We start from the raw sequence: 19,822 nt of genomic DNA on the forward strand, positions 1-19,822 counted from the left end.
CGTAAGGTCTAGTGGTCCTCATGCCAACGAACGGGGCGGGACGAGCGCCGCCCCGGCCATGACGATGCCAGGGAGACCCGCACCATGCCGAGCTACCGCGCCCCGGTGGAAGACACGCTGTTCCTTCTCAACGACGTGTTCGGGATGGAACGGCACGCCAACCTGCCTGGCTTCGCCGACGCCTCCCCGGACGTGGTGGAAGCCATCTTGACCGAGGCGGGCAAGTTCGCCGCCGAGGTGCTGCAGCCGTTGAACCGAGTGGGTGACCGGGACGGCTGCGTGCGCCACGACGACGGCCGGGTGTCGACGCCGAAGGGCTTCAAGGCCGCCTACGAGACCTATGCGGGCGCGGGCTGGACGGGGCTGGCGGCGGACCCGGCTTTCGGCGGCCAGGGCCTGCCGTACACGCTGGCGGCCGCGGTGAGCGAGTATGTGTCGTCCGCCAACATGGCGTTCGGCATGTACCCGGGCCTGACCCAAGGCGCCATCGCGGCCATCACGCTGCACGGCACCGACGAGCAGAAGGCGGTCTATCTGCCGAAGATGATCGCCGGCACCTGGACCGGCACCATGAACCTCACCGAGCCGCACTGCGGCACGGACCTCGGTCTCCTGCGCACCAAGGCGGTGCCGAACGGCGACGGCAGCTACGCCATCACCGGCACCAAGATCTTCATCTCCGCCGGCGAACACGACCTCACCGACAACATCGTCCACCTGGTGCTCGCCCGCATCGAGGGCGCGCCGGAGGGCGTGAAGGGCATCTCGCTCTTCGTGGTGCCGAAGCGCATCCCGGACGCGGCCGGCGAGCCCGGCGCGGCGAACGCCGTATCCTGCGGGTCGCTGGAGGAGAAGATGGGCATCCACGGCAACGCTACCTGCGTGATGAACTACGACGGGGCGACCGGCTGGCTGGTGGGCGAGGAACACAAGGGCCTGAAGGCCATGTTCACGATGATGAACGAGGCGCGCCTCGGCGTCGGCGTGCAGGGCCTCAGCCAGGGCGAGGTGGCCTACCAGAATGCCGCCGCCTACGCCAAGGACCGCATCCAGGGCCGCTCCCTCACCGGCCCGAAGGCGCCGGAGCGGGCGGCGGACCCGATCATCGTGCATCCGGACGTGCGCCGCACGCTGCTGACCATCCGGGCGATCAACGAGGCCGGCCGGGCGCTGATGCTCCACACGGCGCTGATGTCCGACCTCGCCCACCGCTCGGCCGACCCGGCGGAGCGGCAGGCGGCGGACGACTATCTCGGCCTGATGACGCCGGTGGTGAAGGGCGTGCTCACCGACAAGGGCTTCGAGTGTGCCGTGATGGCCCAGCAGATGTTCGGCGGCCACGGCTACGTGGCCGAGTGGGGCATGGAGCAGTTCGTCCGCGACGCCCGGATCGCCATGATCTACGAGGGCGCCAACGGCATCCAGGCCCTCGACCTCGTCGGCCGCAAGCTGCCGAAGGACGGCGGCCGGGCGATCACGGCCTTCTTCAAGGACTGCGCCGAACTCGTGGCCGCGCATGGGCCGGATCCGGATCTCGCGCCGCTCGCCAAGGGCCTCAAGGCCGGCATGGACGACCTGCAGAAGGCCACCATGTGGTTCATGATGAACGGCCTGAAGAACCCAGACAACGCCGGCGCCGGCTCCACCGACTACATGCACCTGATGGGCCTCGTGGTGATGGGTGCCATGTGGCTGCGCATGGCCGCGGCGGCGAAGGCCAAGCTGGCGGCCGGCGACGGCGACCCGGCCTTCCTGGAGGCCAAGCGGGTGACCGCGCGCTTCTTCATGGAGCGCGTGATGCCGGAGACAGGGGCGCACCTCGCCCGCATCCAGGCGGGCAGCGAGGCCGTGATGGCGCTGCCGGCGGAGGCGTTCTGAGGGGATGTTGAGACGACGGGCGGCCAGCGGCGGAGGTTCCACCCCTCACCCTACCCTCTCCCTCAAGGGGAGAGGGTTTGCGTGGAGTACGGGGAGAGGGTGAGGATACATCGGCCCGCCAGTTCCGGCCTGAACCACCGACGAGCCCTCTCTCCCCTTGAGGGAGAGAGTGGGAGAGAGGGGTGTCGGCTCCGTCGCCGACCGCGAAGAGCGCTCTCGCGCCCCCGCCCGACGCAGAGAAACAAGACGATGCCGCCACCAGCGCGGCGCAGTGGAGGACGACCATGGCCGAGGCTTTCATCTACGATCATGTCCGCACGCCCCGGGGGCGGGGCAAGGTGGACGGATCGCTGCACGAGGTGTCGACGGTCCGGCTTGCCGCGGCGGCGCTGGAGGCCCTGCGTGATCGGAACGGGCTGGACACGCGCCACGTCGACGACGTGGTGCTCGGCTGCGTCGATCCGGTCGGCGAGGCGGGCGGCGACGTCGCCCGCGCGGCGGTGTTCGCCGCCGACTATGGCGACCACGTGCCGGGCATCCAGATCAACCGCTTCTGCGCCTCCGGGCTCGACGCGGTGAACTTCGGCGCCGGCCAGATCATGGCCGGCCAGCACGACATGGTGGTGGCCGGCGGCGTGGAATCCATGAGCCGGGTCGGCATCGGCTCGGCCGGCGGCGCCTGGCCGGTGGATCCGGCGGTGGCGCTGCCCGCCTACTTCATGCCGCAGGGCGTTTCGGCCGACCTGATCGCCACCAAGTACGGCTTCTCCCGCGACGACGTGGACGCCTACGCGGTGGAGAGCCAGCGCCGGGCGGCGGCGAGCTGGGAGGCGGGCGCCTTCGCCCGCTCGGTGGTACCGGTAAAGGACGTCAACGGCCTCACCATCCTTGCCCGCGACGAGCACATGCGACCCGGCACGGACATGCAGAGCCTCGGCGCGCTGAAGCCCTCGTTCGCCATCATGGGCGAGATGGGCGGCTTCGACGCGGTGGCCGTGCAGGCCCATCCGGACGTGGAGCGGGTGGAGCACGTGCACCACGCGGGTAATTCCTCGGGCATCGTGGACGGGGCGGCGGCGGTGCTGATCGGCTCCGAGGCGGCCGGATCGGCGGCGGGGCTGAAGCCGCGGGCCCGCATCCGTGCCTTCGCCAACATCGGCTCCGACCCGGCGCTGATGCTCACCGGCCCGGTGGACGTGACCGAGAAGGTGCTGAAGCGCGCCGGTATGACGGTCGCCGACATCGACCTCTTCGAGGTGAACGAGGCCTTCGCCGCGGTGGTGCTGCGCTACCTGCAGGCGTTCGACCTCGACCACGGCAAGGTGAACGTCGCCGGCGGCGCCATCGCGCTCGGCCATCCGCTTGGCGCGACCGGCGCCATGATCCTCGGCACGGTGCTGGACGAACTGGAGCGGCGCGACCTCAACACCGCGCTCGTCACGCTCTGCATCGGGGCGGGTATGGGCACGGCGACGATCATCGAGCGGGTGTGAGGGCAGACGCGCGGGTTGTGCGCTGGAAGTGGGCGATGACGGGGGTGTTGCGCCGCGCTCGTCATGGTCCGGTTCAGCCGGACCACCCAGGCATTGGCACCGCGCTTACGATGCGTGGGTGGTCCGCCTGCGCGGACCATGACGAGGAAGGGCGGCGCCCGTTCGCGCACCTGAGATAACCGGAATTCCGGCCGGTCGAGCCCTTCGGCTCCCGCGCCACAGGGAGGAGACGACGAGCATGAGCGACATCCACTTCACCACCGATCTCGACGGCGACGGCATCCTGACGGTCACCTGGGACAGCCCGGAGAAGTCCATGAACGTCTTCACCATGGCGGTGATGGACGAGCTTGGACGGATCATCGACCGCGTGATTTCGGACGACGCGGTCAAGGGCGCGGTGGTGACCTCCGGCAAGGCCGGCAGTTTTTCCGGCGGGGCGGACCTCAAGATGCTGGAGGGGCTGCTCGCCGCCTTCCATGGCATGCGCGCCCGCGATCCGGAGGGCGCGGCGGCCGAGCTTCTCGACAAGGCATCGCTGATGTCGCGCCTTTATCGGCGGCTGGAGACCGGCGGCAAGCCGTGGGTGGCGGCCGTCAACGGCACCTGCATGGGCGGCGCGTTCGAGCTGGCGCTCGCCTGCCACGCCCGCGTGGTGGCGGACGCGGAGAGCGTGAAGCTGGCGCTGCCGGAGGTGAAGGTGGGCATCTTCCCCGGTGCCGGCGGCACCCAGCGGGTGATGCGCATGACCGACCCGCAGGCGGGCCTCACCATGCTGCTGCAGGGCCAGACGCTGAGCCCGAAGAAGGCGCTCGCCATGAAGCTGGTCGACAAGGTGGTGCCGGCGGAGGGCCTTCTGGAGGCCGCCAAGACGATGATCCGCGACGGGCTCGACCCGAAGAAGCCGTGGGACAAGGACGGCTTCAAGGCCGCCAAGCCCTATTCGCCCCAGGGCTTCCAGTTCTGGCCGGCGGCGAACGCCATCTATCGACGCGAGACCCACGACAACTACCCGGCCGCGCGCGCCATCCTGACCGTCTGCTTCGAGGGCCTGCAACTGCCGATGGATCTCGCGCTCCGCGTGGAGGCCCGGCACTTCGCCCACGTTCTGACCACCAAGGAGGCGGCGGCCATGATCCGCTCCCTGTTCGTCTCCATGCAGGAGCTGAACAAGGGCGCCCGCCGGCCGGCCGCTGTGCCGAAGTCGACGCTCACGCGCGTCGGCGTCATCGGCGCCGGCTTCATGGGGGCGGGTATCGCCTACGTCTCCGCCGCCGCCGGCCTCGACGTGGTGCTGGTGGACCGCGACCAGGAGAGCGCCGACAAGGGCCGCGCCCATTCCGACAAGCTGATCTCCGACCGGGTGAAGAAGGGCCGGGCGACGGCGGCGGAGAAGGACGCGCTCCTTGCCCGCATCACCGCCACGGCCGACTATGCGGCGCTCGCCGGCTGCGATCTGGTGGTCGAGGCCGTGTTCGAGGACCGGGCGGTGAAGACCGAAGCGATGGCGCGTGTGAAGGCGGTGCTGCCCGAAGGAACGGTGTTCGCCTCCAACACCTCCACCTTGCCGATCTCCTCGCTCGCCCCGTCCTGGCACCGCGCGGAGGACTTCGTCGGCATCCACTTCTTCTCGCCGGTCGACAAGATGATGCTGGTGGAGGTGATCCGCGGCCGCAACACCGGCGACAAGGCTGTGGCGCTCGCCCTCGACTTCGTGAAAGCGATCAAGAAGACGCCGATCGTCGTCAACGACTCGCGCGGCTTCTACGCCAACCGGTGCGTGACCAACTACATGCTGGAAAGCCACCTGATGCTGACCGAGGGCGTGCCCCCGGCCATGGTGGAGACGGTGGCGCGCCTTGCCGGCATGCCGGTCGGCCCCCTGTCGCTCAACGACGAGGTGGCGGTGGACCTGGCCTGGAAGATCGTCCAGGCGGCCAAAAAGGACCTCGGCGAGGCCGCCGTCCACCCGGCGCAGGATAGGCTGCTTCACGGCATGGTTGTGGAACGCGGCCGGCTCGGCCGCAAGAACGGCATGGGCTTCTACGATTACCCGGAGGGCGGCAAGAAGACCCTCTGGAAGGGGATTTCGGAGATCGTCGGCCCGGCCAAGCCCGCCGAGGCGTTCGACGTGGCCGAATTGAAGCACCGGCTGCTTGCCGTGCAGGCGCTGGAGGCGGCGCGCTGTGTGGAGGAGGGTGTGGTGACGGACGTGCGCGAGGCGGACGTCGGCTCCATCCTCGGCTTCGGCTTCGCGCCCTTCACCGGCGGCACGCTGTCGTGGATCGACGGCATGGGCGCCAAGGCCTTCGTCGCCCTGGTGGACGATCTTGCCGAGAAGCACGGCCCGCGCTTCGCCGCGCCTGCGCTTCTGCGCGACATGGCCGAACGCGGCGAGACCTTCTACGGCCGCTTCGCGCCGGAACGGGGCGAAAAGGCGGCCGCCTGACCGTCAGCGGCATGCGGGTTCGGGGAGGGCGTCGGCGGCAAGCCGGCGCCCTTGTCCGTGCGATCCGGGCGGCCGTGACGGCGGTGGGCCTATGGTCCGCCACCCGATCGCCGTTATGATGTGCGACAGTGCGCATTCAACTCCATGGAGGCGTCCCATGCCCGCCCGCCCCCTGATCCTGGCCGCCGGTCTCTTCGCCGGTCTCGCAGCGGCCATCGCCATTCCCGTCGCCGGCGCCCAGCAGGCTCCGGCGGAGCGGTTCGACGCGCCGGCCCCGCCGCCCCGGACTGGCGGCACCCTGGAAGGGACTGCCACCACCCCGTCCACCACCGTCGGCGAGGAGGACGGCTTCGCCTTCGTGCCGGCCACGGGCGACCACCTGAAGATCGACCGGCGTACCGGCCAGGTCTCGCTCTGCGGCGACCGCAACGACCGCTGGACCTGCACGCTGGTGCCGGACGACCGGACCGCCTACGAGGAGGAGATCGAGCGGCTGCAGGCGGACAGGCGCCGGCTGGAGGCCCGCGTTGCGGAGCTGGAGCGCTCCGCCGGCGTCGCCCCGAAGGCGGAGCCTTGGTTCGGCCCCGACGAGGAGAAGGAACTCGACCGCTTCCTGGACTTTTCCGGCGAAGCGATGCGGCGTTTCTTCGGGCTCGTTGAGGAGCTGAAACAGGAGTATGAATCACCGGGTCGAACCTGACCCGATTGGCGGACGAGGCCGTAAAGCTCCGTATGGGTGACAAGCAAGATATCATCTATATGTTCATAGGACATACGGATGGTGGTGCTTGATGTGCCCCTGTCGGTGTCGGTAAGGTTTCACGAGAACGGAAGAGCACAGGTCACCGTGATCGGCTGCCGCCCACCGTGCGTCTCCTGAAGGATCCGCGGGCCGTGTCGCCGCCCTTGGTGCGAGAAGGCTCCCGTCATTTCCGAGGGGGGATGGATCCAATGGAGCACGCTCGCTATCGATTCCTGATCGCCGACGACCACCCGCTGTTCCGCGGCGCCTTGAGGCAGGCGCTCGAAGGGATGTTCGACGGGGTCGTCATCCTGGAAACCGGGTCGGTCGACGAGATGTCGGCGGCGCTGGCCGAGGACGAGGATGTGGACCTGGTCCTCCTCGACCTCAACATGCCGGGCGTCCGGGGCTTCTCCGGGCTCCTCTTCCTCAGGGCCCAGTTCCCGTCGGTGCCGGTGATCGTGGTCTCGGCCAACGAGGATCCGGTCGCCATCCGCCGCTGCATGGAGATCGGCGCCTCGGGCTTCATCCCGAAGTCGCTCGCCATCGAGACCATCCGCGGCGCCATCGCGCGGGTGATCGAGGGCGGCGTCTGGACGCCGCCGGACGTGGACGTCGGCAGCCGCGACGAGAACTCCGACGTTACGGCGCGCCTCGCGTCCCTCACACCGCAGCAGGTGCGAGTGCTGATGATGCTGTCGGAAGGCCTCCTCAACAAGCAGATCGCCTACGAGCTCTCGGTGTCGGAAGCGACCGTGAAGGCCCACGTGTCGGCCATCCTACAGAAGCTCGGGGTGGAAAGCCGCACCCAGGCGGTGATCACCGCCTCGCGCATCGAGACGGGGCAGTGGCAGGCGCTGAGCCCGACGGGGTGAAGGGGGCTGAGGGAGGGGGCTTGGTGGGCCGGGTTGGTGGCAAGCCCTGTCCTGCCTTTGCCCGTTTTCGCGCACCTCTACCCCCCTTCCTCGTCATGGTCCGCGAAAGCGGACCAGCCACGCTTTCCTGACGCCCTCAATGCGTGGGTGGTCCGCCTTCGCGGACCATGACGACGGAGGAGGGTGGGGGAATGGGGCGCGGTTCCTATCCACCAGCCCCTATCCACCCGCAGCCGTCATCCCGGCGGACGCCGGGATCCAACCGTCTGCGCCATGGGCTGCGTCGGCGCGATGGTCCCGCCGTCGGCTGGATCCCGGCTTTCGCCGGGATGACGGCTCACCTTTGGCACTGGCATCTTGTGCGCGTCGCGTTTCTCGCCGCCCGCACGGCCGCATCTCCCCGCCATACCTTCCCCCGTCCCCGTCCCGCCCGTCATTCCGCGGCGGCGCGCATGGCCTGGTGTTGGGCGAGGAGGGCGCGGAGGGCGGCGGGTTTGACGGGTTTGAAGAGAACGGCGATGTCCTTGCCGGCGGCCTCGGTCTTGAGGCCTGGGGAGCGGTTGGCGGTGATGAGGGCGGCCGGGATGGTCTCGCCGAAGCGCCAGCGCAGCCGCACGACCGCCTCGACGCCGGTGCCCTCGTCCAAATGGTAGTCCACCAGGAAGAGACCCGGCGGCTCCTTCTCGTCCTTGAGGGCCAGCGCCGCCTCCTTGGGGCCGGGCGCACAGGTGACCCGGCAGCCCCAGCCCTCCAGGAGCGCGCGCATGCCGTCGAGGATGCGCGGCTCGTTGTCGATGCAGACCACGTGGAGGCCGGCGAGGTCGGTCGGCGGCGGACGGATCTGCTCATCGCGCGGAGCTGCGAGCGGCACGGCGGGCGCCTGGGGCAGGTCCACGGTGAAGCACGCGCCGGCGCCGGCGGCGGAGGTGACCGTCACCTCGTGGCCGAGCACCCGGGCGATGCGCTCCACGATGGAGAGGCCGAGCCCGAGGCCGCGCGCCACCCGGGCGCCGGCGTCGAGCCGGTGGAACTCCTCGAAGATGACCTGCTGCTGGGAGAGCGGAATGCCGATGCCGGTGTCCCGGACGGTGACGACGAGCCGCCCGTCGCGGCGCCGGCAGCCGACCAGCACCCGGCCGTGCTCGGTATACTTGATGGCATTGGAGATGAGGTTCTGCAGAACGCGGCGCAGCAGTCGCCGGTCGGAGCGGACCGTGGCGCTCGACGCCACCACGCGAAGGTCGAGGCCCTTGTCGCGGGCGAGCGGCTCGAACTCGCGGGCGAGCGGCTTCAGGATCTCGTCGATCCGGAACAGGGTGATCTCCGGCTTGAGGGCGCCGGTGTCCAGGCGCGAGATGTCGAGGACGGCGCCGAGGATCTCCTCCACGCTCTCCAGCGAGGCGTCGATGTTGCTGGCAAGGCTTGAAAGCGGCAGCGGCGCGGCGCGCTCCACCAGGGTGGTGGTGTAGAGGCGGGCGGCGTTCAGCGGCTGCAGGATGTCGTGGCTGGCGGCGGCGAGGAAGCGCGTCTTGCCGAGATTGGCCTCGTCGGCGGCGGATTTTGCGAGGGCGAGGGCCTCGTTGGCGGCGGTCAGCGCCTCGGTGCGCTCGCGCACCCGCCGCTCCAGGCTCTCGTTGGCGCGGGCAAGGGCGCGCTCGCCCTCCACCCGTTCGGTGATGTCGGTGGCGGTGAGCACGATGCCGCCGTCCGGCATGGGCGAGGAGCGCACCTCCAGGACGGTGCCGGACGGCTGCAGGGTCTCCTGCACGGTGGCGAGGCGGCGCACGAAGCGGTCGAGCCGGTCGTCCACGATGGCCTGGGGCAGGCCGGGGCCGAACAGGCCGCGCTCGGCGTTGTAGCGCAGGATCTCCACGAGGGCGGTGCCGACCTGGCCGAACTCGGCCGGCAGGTCGAGAAGGTCGCGGAAGCGCCGGTTCCAGCAGATCAGCCGCAGGTCCTTGTCGAACACGCCGATGCCCTGGGCCACCTGGTCGAGGGCGGTCTGCATCAGGTCGCGGGAATACTGGATCGCCTCGGACGCATCGTCGAGAAGCTTCATGGCCGCCTTGGTGGAGGGATCGCGCCGCTTCAGGAGAAGCGTCAGCACCAGCCGGGCGGACGCGGCGCCGATGGCGCTCGCGAGCAGCTGCTCGGCGAAGCGGACGAGGTCGATGCCGGCCGGCTTCAACGGCTCCAGGGTGGTCATGTTCTCGCGCGCGTAGCGACTGAACGAGCGCTGCGACCGCTCCTCGCCGATGTAGCGGGCGACGGTGGTGCGCAGGTCGTCCACGGTGACGGCGGTGCGCCAGAGCCGGTAGGACGGGGCGGGCGAGAAGGCGCTCGGCACGAAGATCGCGGCCTGCACGCGCTCGATCGGCGTCGGCTCTCGGGTGAGGGAGACGAACACCGTAGTGATGGCGTTCACCGTCAGGCTCCAGAACACCCCGTGGGTGAAGGGCTCGAAGGTGATGTTGAAGAGCGATTCCGGCCGCAGCATCGTCATGCCGAAGAGGCCGCTTTCAAGGAGCGTGGTGTCGACGAGGCCGGCGTCGGCGAGGGCCGGGACGAGGAGGGTGTAGACCCAGAGGCCGAAGCCCGCCGCCATGCCGGCGATGGCGCCGCGCGCCGTGGCCCGCCGCCAGATCAGGCCGAGCAGGAAGGCCGGCGCCAGCTGGGCGATGGCGGCGAAGGACAGGAAGCCGATGGTGGCGAGCGCCGCCGAATTGCCGGCGATCCGGAAGTAGGCGTAGCCGCCGAGCATCACCACCAGGATGGCGACCCGCCGCACCAGGAGAAGCACGCGCCCCATGTCGGCGCGGGTGAGCGCCTCGTCCGGGCGCTGGCGGAGCAGGAAGGGGATGACGAGGTCGTTGGAGATCATGATGGAGAGCGCCACGCAGGCGACGATCACCATGGCGGTCGCCGCCGACAGGCCGCCGATGAAGGCGGCGAGCGTCATGAAGCCGTTGCCCGCGTGCATCGGCAGGGCGAGCACGAAGAGGTCGCCGCTGACGGAGGGGCCGAAGGCGATGAGGCCCGCGAGGGCGATCGGCACCACGAAGAGGTTGATGACGATCAGGTAGAGCGGAAACATCCACACCGAGCGGCGCAGCTCGGAGGCGGCGTTGTTCTCCACCACGGCCACGTGGAACATGCGCGGCAGGAGGAGGATGGCGAAGAGCGACAGGAGCGTCTGCGCGACGAGGCTGCCGCCGTTCATCTCGGTGCGGAAGGGGGCGGAGACGCCAAAGGCTTCGGCCGTCGCCCAGAGGTCCGCCGGGCCGTCGTGGAGGCCGTAGGTGACGTAAAGACCGACGAGCACCATGCAGACGAGCTTGACGGCCGATTCCAGCGCCACCGCCAGCATCAGGCCTTCCTGGTGCTCGGTGGCGTCGATGTGGCGGGTGCCGAACAGGATGGCGAAGGCCGCCATGAAGAGCGCGGTGAGGAGCGAAAGGTCGCCCACCACCGGAATGGCCTCCAGCGGGGCGGTCCGGTCCATGCTGATGAGCGCCGACACCGAACTCGACACGGCTTTCAGCTGCAGCGCGATGTAGGGAATGGTCGCCACCATGGCGATGAGGGCCACGGTGGCGGCCACCGCCTGGCTCTTGCCGTAGCGGGCACCGAGGAAGTCGGCGATCGAGGTGATGCGCTCGGCCTTGGCCAGTTGCACGACCCGCCGGAGCAGCGGATAGCCGAGGGCGAACACCGCGATCGGACCGATGTAGATGGTCACGAAGTCGAAGCCGCTGGTGGAGGCGAGGCCGACCGAGCCGAAGAAGGTCCAGGACGTACAGTAGACGCCGAGCGACAGGGCATAGATGGTCGGCCGGCCGCGGCCCGCCTTCAGGCGGCGCTGACGCCGGTCGCCGAGGCTCGCCACCAGGAACAGTAGCCCGATGTAGGCGAGCGCGACCGTGATGATCACCGAGCTCTGCAGCATGGTGCCCTCGTTCCTCCCACCGGCTGGGCGCGGGCGTCACCCGGCCGGCTTGTTCTTATGGGACGGATCAACGCACAGGCGGCCGTCGCTTGTCCATGCGCGAGAAGACGGATGAGGACGGCCGAGGCGGCCGAGCCCCTGCGACCTCCCATCGTTTCGCTTATACATCGCGTTAATCATATGCTTGCGTTTGGAGTTATGCCGGGCAGTCTTCCCGCCGTACGGCGCGGCACGGGGCCAGGCCGTCTCCTGCAAGGCATGGGACATGCTCAACGAATTTCGTGAATTCGCCCTTCGGGGCAACATGGTGGACCTCGCCATCGGCGTCATCATCGGCGGGGCCTTCGGCGGCCTCGTGAACTCGATCGTGGCGGACCTGCTGATGCCGGTCATCGGCGTGATCACCGGCGGCATCGATTTCACCAATCTCTACGTGCAGCTCGCCGGCGCCCCGGTGGAGAACAACCTGGACGCCGCCCGCAAGGCCGGCGCGACGGTCGCCTACGGCAATTTCATCACCTTGACGATCAACTTCCTGATCATCGCCTTCGTGCTCTTCATGGTGGTGAAGGGCATGAACCGGCTGAAGCGCAAGCAGGCGGCCGCCCCCGAGGCGACGCCGACGCCGCCGGACGTGGCGCTCTTGACGGAGATCCGCGACCTTCTGGCGCGACGCTGAACTGACGAAGTGCGGGGGTGGCGCGGGGCTATGCCTTTGCGCCGCGCCCGGCTATCACAAGGGGCGATGCACACAACGGGAGACGCCCCTTGACGACCCTTTCCCCGCGTTTCGAAGCCGCTCTCTCCAAGGAGGCGCTGGCGGCGCCGCCAAGCGGCATCGTGGAGGTGATGGTCCACGGGTTCGACAAGCCCGGCATCGTGCCGCTCTGGGCCGGCGAGGGCGACCTACCGACGCCGCCCTTCGTGGCGGACGCCGCCACCCGTTCGCTCGCCGCGGGCGAAACTTTCTACACCAAGCAGACCGGCATCGACGACCTGCGCCAGGCGCTCGCCGCCTATCACGACCGGATGTATGGCGGGCTCTTCGGCAAGCCCTTCTCGCCGGATCGATTCGTGGTGACGAACGGCGGCATGCATGCGATCCAGCTCGCCGTCGCGGCCTTCACCGGCCCGGGCGACGAGGTGCTGATCCCGACCCCGGCCTGGCCGAACTTCGACGGGGCCACGCGGGTGCGCGGCGCCACCCCGGTGGAGGTGCCGATGAGCCTCGGCAACGACGGCTGGGTGCTGGACCTCGACCGGCTGGAGGCGGCGGTGACGCCGCGCACGAAGCTCCTCTTCGTCAACTCGCCGTCCAACCCGACCGGCTGGACCGCCGACCGGGCGACGCTGAAGGCGCTGCTCGACCTCTCCCGCAAGCACGGCTTCTGGATCGTCGCCGACGAGATCTACGGCCGCTTCTACTATGGCGCCGACGGCCCGATGGCGCCGTCCTTCCACGAGATCATCGACGAGACCGACCGGGTGGTGTTCGTGAACACCTTCTCCAAGAACTGGGCGATGACCGGATGGCGCATCGGCTGGCTGGAGCTTCCCCCGACGCTGGTCGGCACCTTCGTGAACCTGATCCAGTATTCCTCGTCCGGAACCGCCGTCTTCATGCAGCGCGCCGGAATCGCGGCGCTCGGCCAGGGGGAAAGCTTCGTCGCCCACCAGGTGGAGCGGGCGCGGCGCGGCGTCAACCTGGTGGCCGACACGCTCGCGTCCACCGGGCGGGTGCGCTTCGCCCGGCCCGACGGGGCCTTCTACCTGTTCTTCGCCATCGACGGCGAGCCTGACACCCGCCGTCTCGGCCTTCGCCTCGTCGACGAGGCGAACGTCGGCATCGCGCCGGGCACGGCCTTCGGCGGCGCTGGCGCGGGCTACATGCGGATCTGCGTTGCCCGCGGCGAGGAACGCCTGCGATTGGCGGCCGACCGCCTGAAGCATTGGTTGGACGGCTCGAAACAAATGCTATGATGCCGGCGCCGCTTACCGACGTGTCGAGCCAACCGCCAGGGACCACGCCCCGCCTCATGCACACCGGCGCGCCTTCGTCCGACATCGACCCGCAGCCCGAGCGCGCGCCCGTATCCGAGGCCCGGTTCGCCAGCGTGCTCGACACGGCGGCGGACGGGATCGTGGTGATCGACGAACGCGGCACCATCCTGGCGTTCAACAAGAGCTGCGAGCAGATGTTCGGCCACACGGCCGCCGAGGTGATCGGCCAGAACGTCAAGATGATCATGCCGCCGAGCTATGCAGTGGAGCACGATCGCTACATCAGCCACTATCGCAAAACCGGCGAGCGCAAGATCATCGGCATCGGCCGCGAGGTGGCCGGCATGCATTCCGACGGCACCATCTTCCCGGTGGAGCTTTCCGTCGGCGAGGCGCCCACCACCGAGGGCCGTCAGTTCATCGGCATCCTGCGCGACCTCCGGCCGCGCAAGCAGACCGAGCAACGCCTGTCGCAGCTGCAGGCGCAGATCATGCACATGACGCGCCTCTCCGCCATGGACGAGATGGGCGCCGCCATGGCGCACGAGCTCAACCAGCCGCTGACGGCGCTGATGCTCTATCTCCAGGCGGTGATGCGCCAGACACGGGTCGACAGCGGCAAGCCGCTGCGGCCGGAGCAGATCCGCACCATCATGGAAAAGGCGCTGAACGAGGCCGAGCGGGCCGGCGGCATCATCCAGCGGATGCGCCAGATGGTGGAGAAGCGCGATCCGGAACGCAGCCGCATCGACCTCGTGGACGTGGTGGAGGAGGCGATCGACCTCACCGCCTTCGTGGCGCAGGGGTCCACCGTGACCATCCGCCGGGTGGTTCCCGCCGGGGCGGTGGAGGTGGAGGCCGACCCGATCCAGATCCAGCAGATCGTGCTCAACCTCCTGCGGAACGCCGTGGAGGTGGCCAAGGACAGCGCCGACAAGTGGGTCGAGGTTCGGGTGAAGGACACCGACCGCGCGGCGGTGGTAGAGGTGGAGGACAGCGGCGCCGGCATCTCGGCCGAAACCGCGGCGACGCTCTTCCGCACCTTCTCGACCACCAAGAAGACCGGCATGGGCCTTGGGCTCGCCATCTCAAGGTCCATCGCGCAGAACCACGGCGGGGACCTCAGCGTAGTGCCGGGGGGCGACGGCCGGGGTGCGATCTTCACCCTCAGCCTGCCGACCGGCGATCGGCACGACCAGGCGACGAACCCAGGGGACGGTTGATCATGGATGATGCGACGACGACGGACACCATCTACATCGTGGACGACGATGCGTCGATCCGGGATGCGCTGACCGTCGTGTTCGATCTCGAGGGCTTCCAAGCGCGCTCCTTCGAGAACGGGGACGACTTTCTGGAAGCCGTGCGGGGCGAGAAACCGGCCTGCGTGCTCCTTGATGTGCACATGCCGGGTCGCTCGGGCCTCGACGTTCTGAAGGCCCTCGACGTCGGCACCTTTCCGGCGCCCGTGTTCGTGATCTCCGGCCAGGGCGACATCCCGATGGCGGTGAGCGCCATCAAGCTCGGCGCCATCGACTTTATCGAGAAGCCGTTCGATGCCGACACGGTGGTGACCCGGGTGCGGGACGCGATCGCGGCCGCCGCCGCCCGCGCCGGCAAGACCGAAGCGCATCCGCAGTTTCCCGGATCGGATCTCTTGACGCCCCGCGAGCAGGACGTGCTGAAGGAGATCACTGCCGGCGCCTCCAACAAGGAAGCCGGTCGGCGGCTCGGCATTTCTCCGCGGACGATCGAGGTCCACCGCGCCCGCATCATGGAAAAACTCGGCGCGCGCAACGCAGCCGACCTGGTGCGGATCGTGCTGACTGCTAATACGGGCGAAAACGGATAACGGCGCGGCTCGTAAAGGCGCATCTTGCAGGAGCGTGGCCTCCTCCCTCGGACGGCCGCGGTTCGGAGCGCGTCGTGACTTACTTCATCGTAGAAGACGATCCCTCGGTGGCGGATGCCCTCAAAGGGCTGCTCGCCGCGGCGGGGTTCGACGTCCGCGCCTACGGATCGGCGGAGGCCTTCCTGAAGGCGGGCCCGCCGAACGGCGACGACACGGTGGTGATCGACCTCGGCCTGCCCGGCATGAGCGGTGCTGCCCTGCTCCGCCACCTCGGCGACAGGGCCGACCCGCCGCGCCTCGTCGCCATCTCGGGCAAGTCCTCCCGGGTGATCGAACGGGAGATGCGCGGCCTGAACCCGGTGCCGGTGCTCCGCAAGCCTCCTGCGGCCGACTGGTTCGAGGCGATCGCCGGTTGAGGTGCGAATGAACCGTCGGCACGGCGCACCTGCTGCCATGGGCTTTGGCGACAGGTCGTCCCGTGCGCGTGCGCGGCTAACCACAATCTCGATTCAGTAAATACTTACAACGAGGTTGACGGTCATCCGAGGGCAAGTGCTTACGCAAACCGTCTTACGTACGGGTCCGAATTTCCGGTTCTCCAGCTACCGGTTAACGTCCTTCCCAGAGCAGAACCTCAAGACGCGGCGCCAGGTCGGACGGACCTTGAAGCCGCCTCGGCGTCCCCCCTGGCCGATCGGCCGGGCGACGCGGAACCGCAAATCCCGTGGACGGACGGGGCGGGTCGGTCGGTTCGGCTCCACGAGCGGGCCGCTTCCATGGCTCCGAGGAGGGATAATGTATCTGGATCCGAAGATGACTGCCGCGGCCGTCGAGGTCGCGGATACACCGCGCCAGCTGGGCACCGGCCGTTACGCCGGAACGCGCCGGCGGCCTCTTCCGCCCGATACCGCCTGGACCGAGTTCCTGGCATCCTCCCGCGCCCGGTTGGAGACGCTGGGCGCGCACGAGATCCTGTTCCACGAAGACGACGCCGCCAACCACATCTACGAGGTGGTGTCCGGCCAGGTGATGCTCTACCGGCTGATCAACGACGGTCGCCGCCAGGTGGTGGACATCGTCAGCGCGGGCGACCTGTTCGGCCTCTCCATGACGGGCCTGCACGACTGTTCCGCCGAGACCCTCACCGCCGCCGAGGTTCGCGTGCTCGACCGCCGCGACATCGAGGGCTCGGGCGCCCTGCAGACCCACGTCAACCGCTGCCTGATGACGCGGATCGAATCGCTGCACTCCCACACCGTCCTCCTCGGCCGCAAGTCCGCCCAGGAGCGAGTCGCGAGCTTCCTGATGCGCTTCGTGCCGAAGCGCGGCGTGGTCGGCTGCGTCGGCCCGGCGGTCGGTCATGACGACCAGACCGTGGTGCTGCGCATGACCCGCCAGGAGATCGCCGACTATCTGGGCCTCACCATCGAGACCGTGAGCCGGGTGCTCTCCGACATGAAGCGGCGCGGCATCATCTCCATCGAGAGGAACGACCACATCCATATGGCGAGCGTCTGCCGCGTCTGCAAACTGACCGGGATGCACTGAGTTTTCCGCCCGGCCGGATCCCCGCCAAGGGCTTCGGCGTCTCCCTTCCCCGGACCACGCTCCTCCTCCCACGTGGTCCGCCGCCTCCTCGGAGAGGCCGCCTTGCGCTCCGCCCGTGGGTCTCAAGTCCGGGTTGGAGCGCATTTTGTTTTCTGGAACCACCATGGCTGACAGCCGTGGATCGACACGGCTGCGCGGGCCTGGACGGTCCGCGGTCAGACCGCCACCGAATGGCGGCCGCCGTGGCCGAGGTAGGCGTCGAAGGCGCTCGCCACCACGCGGGCGATCTCGGTCGGCTGGCGGTCGATGCGAACGGTCCAGCCGTCGATCGTGACCCAGCCCGCATCGGCGAGCGGCCGCAGCGTCTGAAGGTCGGCGGTGAACGCGGTCGGCTCGGCGCCGAACCCGGCGGCAATCGCCGCAAGGTCCACCTGGAAGAGGGAGAGCAGCGCCTCGATCACCCGGCCGCGCATCAGGTCGTCGCCCGCGAAGGCCCGGCCGCGCACGGTGGCCAGATGCCCGGCCTCGATGGCCCGGGTCCAGGAAGCGGTGTCGGGCGCGTTCTGGGCATAGCCCTCCGGAGTCCGGCCGATGGAGGAGGCGCCGAACCCGATCAGGGTCTCGGCCGCATCGGTGGTGTAGCCCTGGAAGTTGCGGCGGAGCGTGCCGGCGTCGCGGGCAAGGGTCAGCGGGTCGTCCGGCCGGGCGAAATGGTCGATGCCGATCGCCTCGTAGCCGAAGGCGTCGATGGTCTCCCGCGCCACCCGGGCAAGGTCGATGCGCGCCTCCGTGTTCGGCAGCAGCGCCTCGTCGATCAGCGCCTGATTGGCCTTGAACCAGGGCACGTGCGCATAGCCGAAGAGCGCGATGCGGCTCGGGGCGAGACCGGCGGCGTTCATGGCGGTGGCCCGGATGGTCTCCAGGGTTTGGCCGGGCAGGCCGTACATCAGGTCGAAGTTGATGTCGTGGATGCCGGCGGTGCGAAGCGCCACATAGGCGGCTTCCACCACCTCCAGCGGCTGCAGCCGGCCGATTGCGGCCTGCACGCCGGGGTCGAGATCCTGGACGCCGAGGCTGGCGCGGGTGACGCCGGCGGCCATCAGGCGGCGGGCGCCTTCGCGGCTGACATGGCGGGGGTCGAGCTCGATGGCGTGCTCCACGTCGTCGCGCACCCGGAAATGGCGGTGGATATCCTCCACCACGTCCTCGAAGCAGTCGGCCGGCAGGAGGTTCGGCGTCCCGCCGCCCCAGTGGATATGCGACACCGCCACCGGGCCGGTGAACTCGGCCACGAGCGCGATCTCCCGGCGCAGCGTCTCCGCGTAGGCGCGGATCGGCGCGTCCTTGCGGGAGGCCTTGGTGGTGCAGCCGCAATAGTGGCAGATCGACCGGCAGAAGGGCACGTGCACATAAAGTGACACGGCATCGTCCCGGCTCCCGGCGCGCATCAGCCATGCGGCATGGATTTCCGCGTCCACTTGCGTTGAGAAGTGGGGTGCCGTCGGATACGAGGTGTACCGTGGCACGGTGCGGCGCGCGAGCTCTGAGAGCGAGACGGACGTGATGACAGGTGCGTTCATGAAGCGGAGGATCGTCGGTTTCCAGACGGTCCGCTTTGATGAAGGTCAAATCCGTCGTCCTCGACGCACGCGGCGACCGCCGGCCGAAGTATCCAACCGCCCGCACGTTTCCGCCGCCGGCCCGGGTGGCCGCCGATGACGCCGCCTGACGAGACGTCGGACCGGACCCCGTTGCACGCCAAGGCCAACGGCGGGAGGGCACCGCTGTCGCGGATCGATCCCAAGTCGCCGGGCGCGCTCGCCCTCCTGTTCGTCCTCGGAGCGCTTGGCGGGGCGGTCTTCGCGGCGCTCGGCCTGCCGGCCGCCTGGCTTTCCGGCGCCATGGTGTTCACCGGCGCCGCCGCGCTCGCCGGGTTGGACGCCACGGTGCCGAACCGGCTCCGCGACCTCGTCTACATGATCCTCGGCGTCTCCATGGGCGCCGGCGTCACACCCGACATCCTCGACCAGATGAGCGCCTGGCCGATCAGCCTGATCGGGCTCGCCGGCACGGTCGCGGCGGTGACGCTCGCCAGCTACGGCTTCCTGAGGAAAGTGGCGGGCTGGGATCCGGCGACCGCCTATTTCGCCGCCATCCCGGGCGCGCTCACCATGACGCTCGCCACCGCCGAGGTGAGCAACGCGGACATGCGCAAGGTGGCGCTCTCCCAGTCCATGCGGCTCTTCATGCTGGTGGCCGTGCTGCCGGTGCTGGTCACCTCGTTCGAGGCGCCGACCGGCGCGCCGCTCGACGGGGCGGTGACGGATGACCTCATGTCGCTTGTCCTCCTCGCGGTCGGAGGGGTCGTCGGCTCGGCGCTCGCGGTGCTTGCCCGCATCCCCGCCGGCGTTCTCATCGGCGCCTTCGTGGCGAGCAGCCTCCTGCACGGGATCGGGCTTGTGGAGGGGCAACTGCCGGCGGCCGTTCAATTGCCGGCTTTCGTGGCGCTCGGCGCCTTCCTCGGCCTTCGCTTCGCCGGCACGTCGCTTCGCCTCGTGATCAGCACCATCGCCATCGGCGTCGGTTCCTTCGCGGTGGCGTTCGCCGCTTCGCTCGCCGGCGCGATCCTCGTCGCCGAACTCGCCGGCCTCGGCCTCGGCCAGGTGCTGATCGCCTTCGCGCCGGGCGGGCTGGAGGCGATGGTGATCCTCGCCTTCGTGCTCGGCGTCGACCCGGCCTTCGTGGCGGCCCACCATCTCGCCCGCTTCGTCGCCATGACGGTGGTGGTGCCGCTGTTCGCCCGCTTCGTGCTCGGCGCCGACTGGGACCAGCGCAGCGCCCGCAGCGTCTGAACCCTCCGCGTCCTCCGCATCCTCCACGCACGGCAAGCCCACACGCCCGACCGACCGGGTCTGTAGGAATGCGAAGGCGCGCCCTCAAACCCTTGAAAAACGAGGGCTTCAAACCAACGCCGCCGCGGCCGTTGATTTGAGTCAAGGCCTGCCGATCCGCGCCTGCCTAGGGTCACCGTCGAACAA

General features: G+C 69.3%; 14 protein-coding genes. 12 read left to right on the top strand and 2 right to left on the bottom strand.

What is annotated here, in order from left to right; translation table 11 throughout:
* Positions 1-84: 84 nt before the first annotated feature.
* The 5 genes from BUQ68_RS05530 (at position 85) to BUQ68_RS05550 (ending at position 7,437) form a co-directional block, all read left to right on the top strand.
* Positions 85-1,878 carry an acyl-CoA dehydrogenase C-terminal domain-containing protein gene (locus BUQ68_RS05530; protein WP_075214946.1) on the top strand — a complete coding sequence of 598 codons (1,794 nt, stop codon included), beginning with the start codon at positions 85-87 and terminating at the stop codon, positions 1,876-1,878.
* 284 nt (positions 1,879-2,162) lie between these two features.
* Positions 2,163-3,371: an acetyl-CoA C-acetyltransferase gene (locus BUQ68_RS05535; RefSeq protein ID WP_075214947.1), complete on the top strand. Its 1,209-nt coding sequence runs from the start codon at positions 2,163-2,165 to the stop codon at positions 3,369-3,371.
* A gap of 238 nt (positions 3,372-3,609) precedes the next feature.
* Positions 3,610-5,820 carry a 3-hydroxyacyl-CoA dehydrogenase NAD-binding domain-containing protein gene (locus BUQ68_RS05540; protein WP_075214948.1) on the top strand — a complete coding sequence of 737 codons (2,211 nt, stop codon included), beginning with the start codon at positions 3,610-3,612 and terminating at the stop codon, positions 5,818-5,820.
* Positions 5,821-5,977: 157 nt separating this feature from the next.
* Positions 5,978-6,520, top strand: coding sequence for a hypothetical protein (locus BUQ68_RS05545; RefSeq protein ID WP_075214949.1), 543 nt, complete (start codon positions 5,978-5,980; stop codon positions 6,518-6,520).
* Positions 6,521-6,771: 251 nt separating this feature from the next.
* Positions 6,772-7,437 carry a response regulator gene (locus BUQ68_RS05550; protein ID WP_075214950.1) on the top strand — a complete coding sequence of 222 codons (666 nt, stop codon included), beginning with the start codon at positions 6,772-6,774 and terminating at the stop codon, positions 7,435-7,437.
* A 433-nt stretch (positions 7,438-7,870) separates the two neighbouring features.
* Here BUQ68_RS05550 and BUQ68_RS05555 read toward each other — a convergent pair whose 3' ends face one another.
* Positions 7,871-11,383: a hybrid sensor histidine kinase/response regulator gene (locus tag BUQ68_RS05555; RefSeq protein WP_075214951.1), complete on the bottom strand. Its 3,513-nt coding sequence runs from the start codon at positions 11,381-11,383 to the stop codon at positions 7,871-7,873.
* 265 nt (positions 11,384-11,648) lie between these two features.
* On the opposite strand from BUQ68_RS05555, the gene mscL reads away from it, so the two are divergent.
* The 6 genes from mscL to BUQ68_RS05585 all read left to right on the top strand — a co-directional run bounded on the left by mscL (position 11,649) and on the right by BUQ68_RS05585 (position 16,784).
* Complete coding sequence (gene mscL / locus BUQ68_RS05560; RefSeq protein ID WP_075214952.1) at positions 11,649-12,062, top strand: large conductance mechanosensitive channel protein MscL; 414 nt, start codon at positions 11,649-11,651, stop codon at positions 12,060-12,062.
* A gap of 89 nt (positions 12,063-12,151) precedes the next feature.
* On the top strand, positions 12,152-13,363 hold the full coding sequence (locus BUQ68_RS05565; protein ID WP_075214953.1) for a pyridoxal phosphate-dependent aminotransferase: 1,212 nt from the start codon (positions 12,152-12,154) through the stop codon (positions 13,361-13,363).
* A 56-nt stretch (positions 13,364-13,419) separates the two neighbouring features.
* Entirely contained in the window at positions 13,420-14,607 is a 1,188-nt protein-coding gene (locus BUQ68_RS05570; RefSeq protein ID WP_075214954.1) for a two-component system sensor histidine kinase NtrB, read from the top strand.
* Positions 14,608-14,609: 2 nt separating this feature from the next.
* Positions 14,610-15,236 carry a response regulator transcription factor gene (locus BUQ68_RS05575; RefSeq protein ID WP_075214955.1) on the top strand — a complete coding sequence of 209 codons (627 nt, stop codon included), beginning with the start codon at positions 14,610-14,612 and terminating at the stop codon, positions 15,234-15,236.
* Between the two features lie 74 nt (positions 15,237-15,310).
* Positions 15,311-15,652 carry a response regulator gene (locus tag BUQ68_RS05580; protein ID WP_210215586.1) on the top strand — a complete coding sequence of 114 codons (342 nt, stop codon included), beginning with the start codon at positions 15,311-15,313 and terminating at the stop codon, positions 15,650-15,652.
* Between the two features lie 397 nt (positions 15,653-16,049).
* Positions 16,050-16,784: a Crp/Fnr family transcriptional regulator gene (locus BUQ68_RS05585; protein ID WP_083656340.1), complete on the top strand. Its 735-nt coding sequence runs from the start codon at positions 16,050-16,052 to the stop codon at positions 16,782-16,784.
* Between the two features lie 215 nt (positions 16,785-16,999).
* Here BUQ68_RS05585 and hemN read toward each other — a convergent pair whose 3' ends face one another.
* Positions 17,000-18,364: an oxygen-independent coproporphyrinogen III oxidase gene (gene hemN, locus BUQ68_RS05590; protein WP_075214956.1), complete on the bottom strand. Its 1,365-nt coding sequence runs from the start codon at positions 18,362-18,364 to the stop codon at positions 17,000-17,002.
* 135 nt (positions 18,365-18,499) lie between these two features.
* Here hemN and BUQ68_RS05595 point away from each other — a divergent pair, with 135 nt between their 5' ends.
* Positions 18,500-19,636 carry an AbrB family transcriptional regulator gene (locus BUQ68_RS05595; protein ID WP_083656312.1) on the top strand — a complete coding sequence of 379 codons (1,137 nt, stop codon included), beginning with the start codon at positions 18,500-18,502 and terminating at the stop codon, positions 19,634-19,636.
* Positions 19,637-19,822: the final 186 nt, after the last annotated feature.

This window comes from Mongoliimonas terrestris, from assembly GCF_001927285.1.
GTDB lineage: Bacteria > Pseudomonadota > Alphaproteobacteria > Rhizobiales > Pleomorphomonadaceae > Chthonobacter > Chthonobacter terrestris.

What these genes read in the sequence shown, in the direction of transcription:
- BUQ68_RS05530 (WP_075214946.1), top strand. Translation starts at nt 85, where the DNA reads ATGCCGAGCTACCGCGCCCCGGTGGAAGACACGCTGTTCCTTCTCAAC.
- BUQ68_RS05535 (WP_075214947.1), top strand. Translation starts at nt 2,163, where the DNA reads ATGGCCGAGGCTTTCATCTACGATCATGTCCGCACGCCCCGGGGGCGG.
- BUQ68_RS05540 (WP_075214948.1), top strand. Translation starts at nt 3,610, where the DNA reads ATGAGCGACATCCACTTCACCACCGATCTCGACGGCGACGGCATCCTG.
- BUQ68_RS05545 (WP_075214949.1), top strand. Translation starts at nt 5,978, where the DNA reads ATGCCCGCCCGCCCCCTGATCCTGGCCGCCGGTCTCTTCGCCGGTCTC.
- BUQ68_RS05550 (WP_075214950.1), top strand. Translation starts at nt 6,772, where the DNA reads ATGGAGCACGCTCGCTATCGATTCCTGATCGCCGACGACCACCCGCTG.
- BUQ68_RS05555 (WP_075214951.1), bottom strand. Translation starts at nt 11,383, where the DNA reads ATGCTGCAGAGCTCGGTGATCATCACGGTCGCGCTCGCCTACATCGGG.
- mscL (WP_075214952.1), top strand. Translation starts at nt 11,649, where the DNA reads ATGCTCAACGAATTTCGTGAATTCGCCCTTCGGGGCAACATGGTGGAC.
- BUQ68_RS05570 (WP_075214954.1), top strand. Translation starts at nt 13,420, where the DNA reads ATGCACACCGGCGCGCCTTCGTCCGACATCGACCCGCAGCCCGAGCGC.
- BUQ68_RS05575 (WP_075214955.1), top strand. Translation starts at nt 14,610, where the DNA reads ATGGATGATGCGACGACGACGGACACCATCTACATCGTGGACGACGAT.
- BUQ68_RS05585 (WP_083656340.1), top strand. Translation starts at nt 16,050, where the DNA reads ATGACTGCCGCGGCCGTCGAGGTCGCGGATACACCGCGCCAGCTGGGC.
- hemN (WP_075214956.1), bottom strand. Translation starts at nt 18,364, where the DNA reads ATGAACGCACCTGTCATCACGTCCGTCTCGCTCTCAGAGCTCGCGCGC.
- BUQ68_RS05595 (WP_083656312.1), top strand. Translation starts at nt 18,500, where the DNA reads ATGACGCCGCCTGACGAGACGTCGGACCGGACCCCGTTGCACGCCAAG.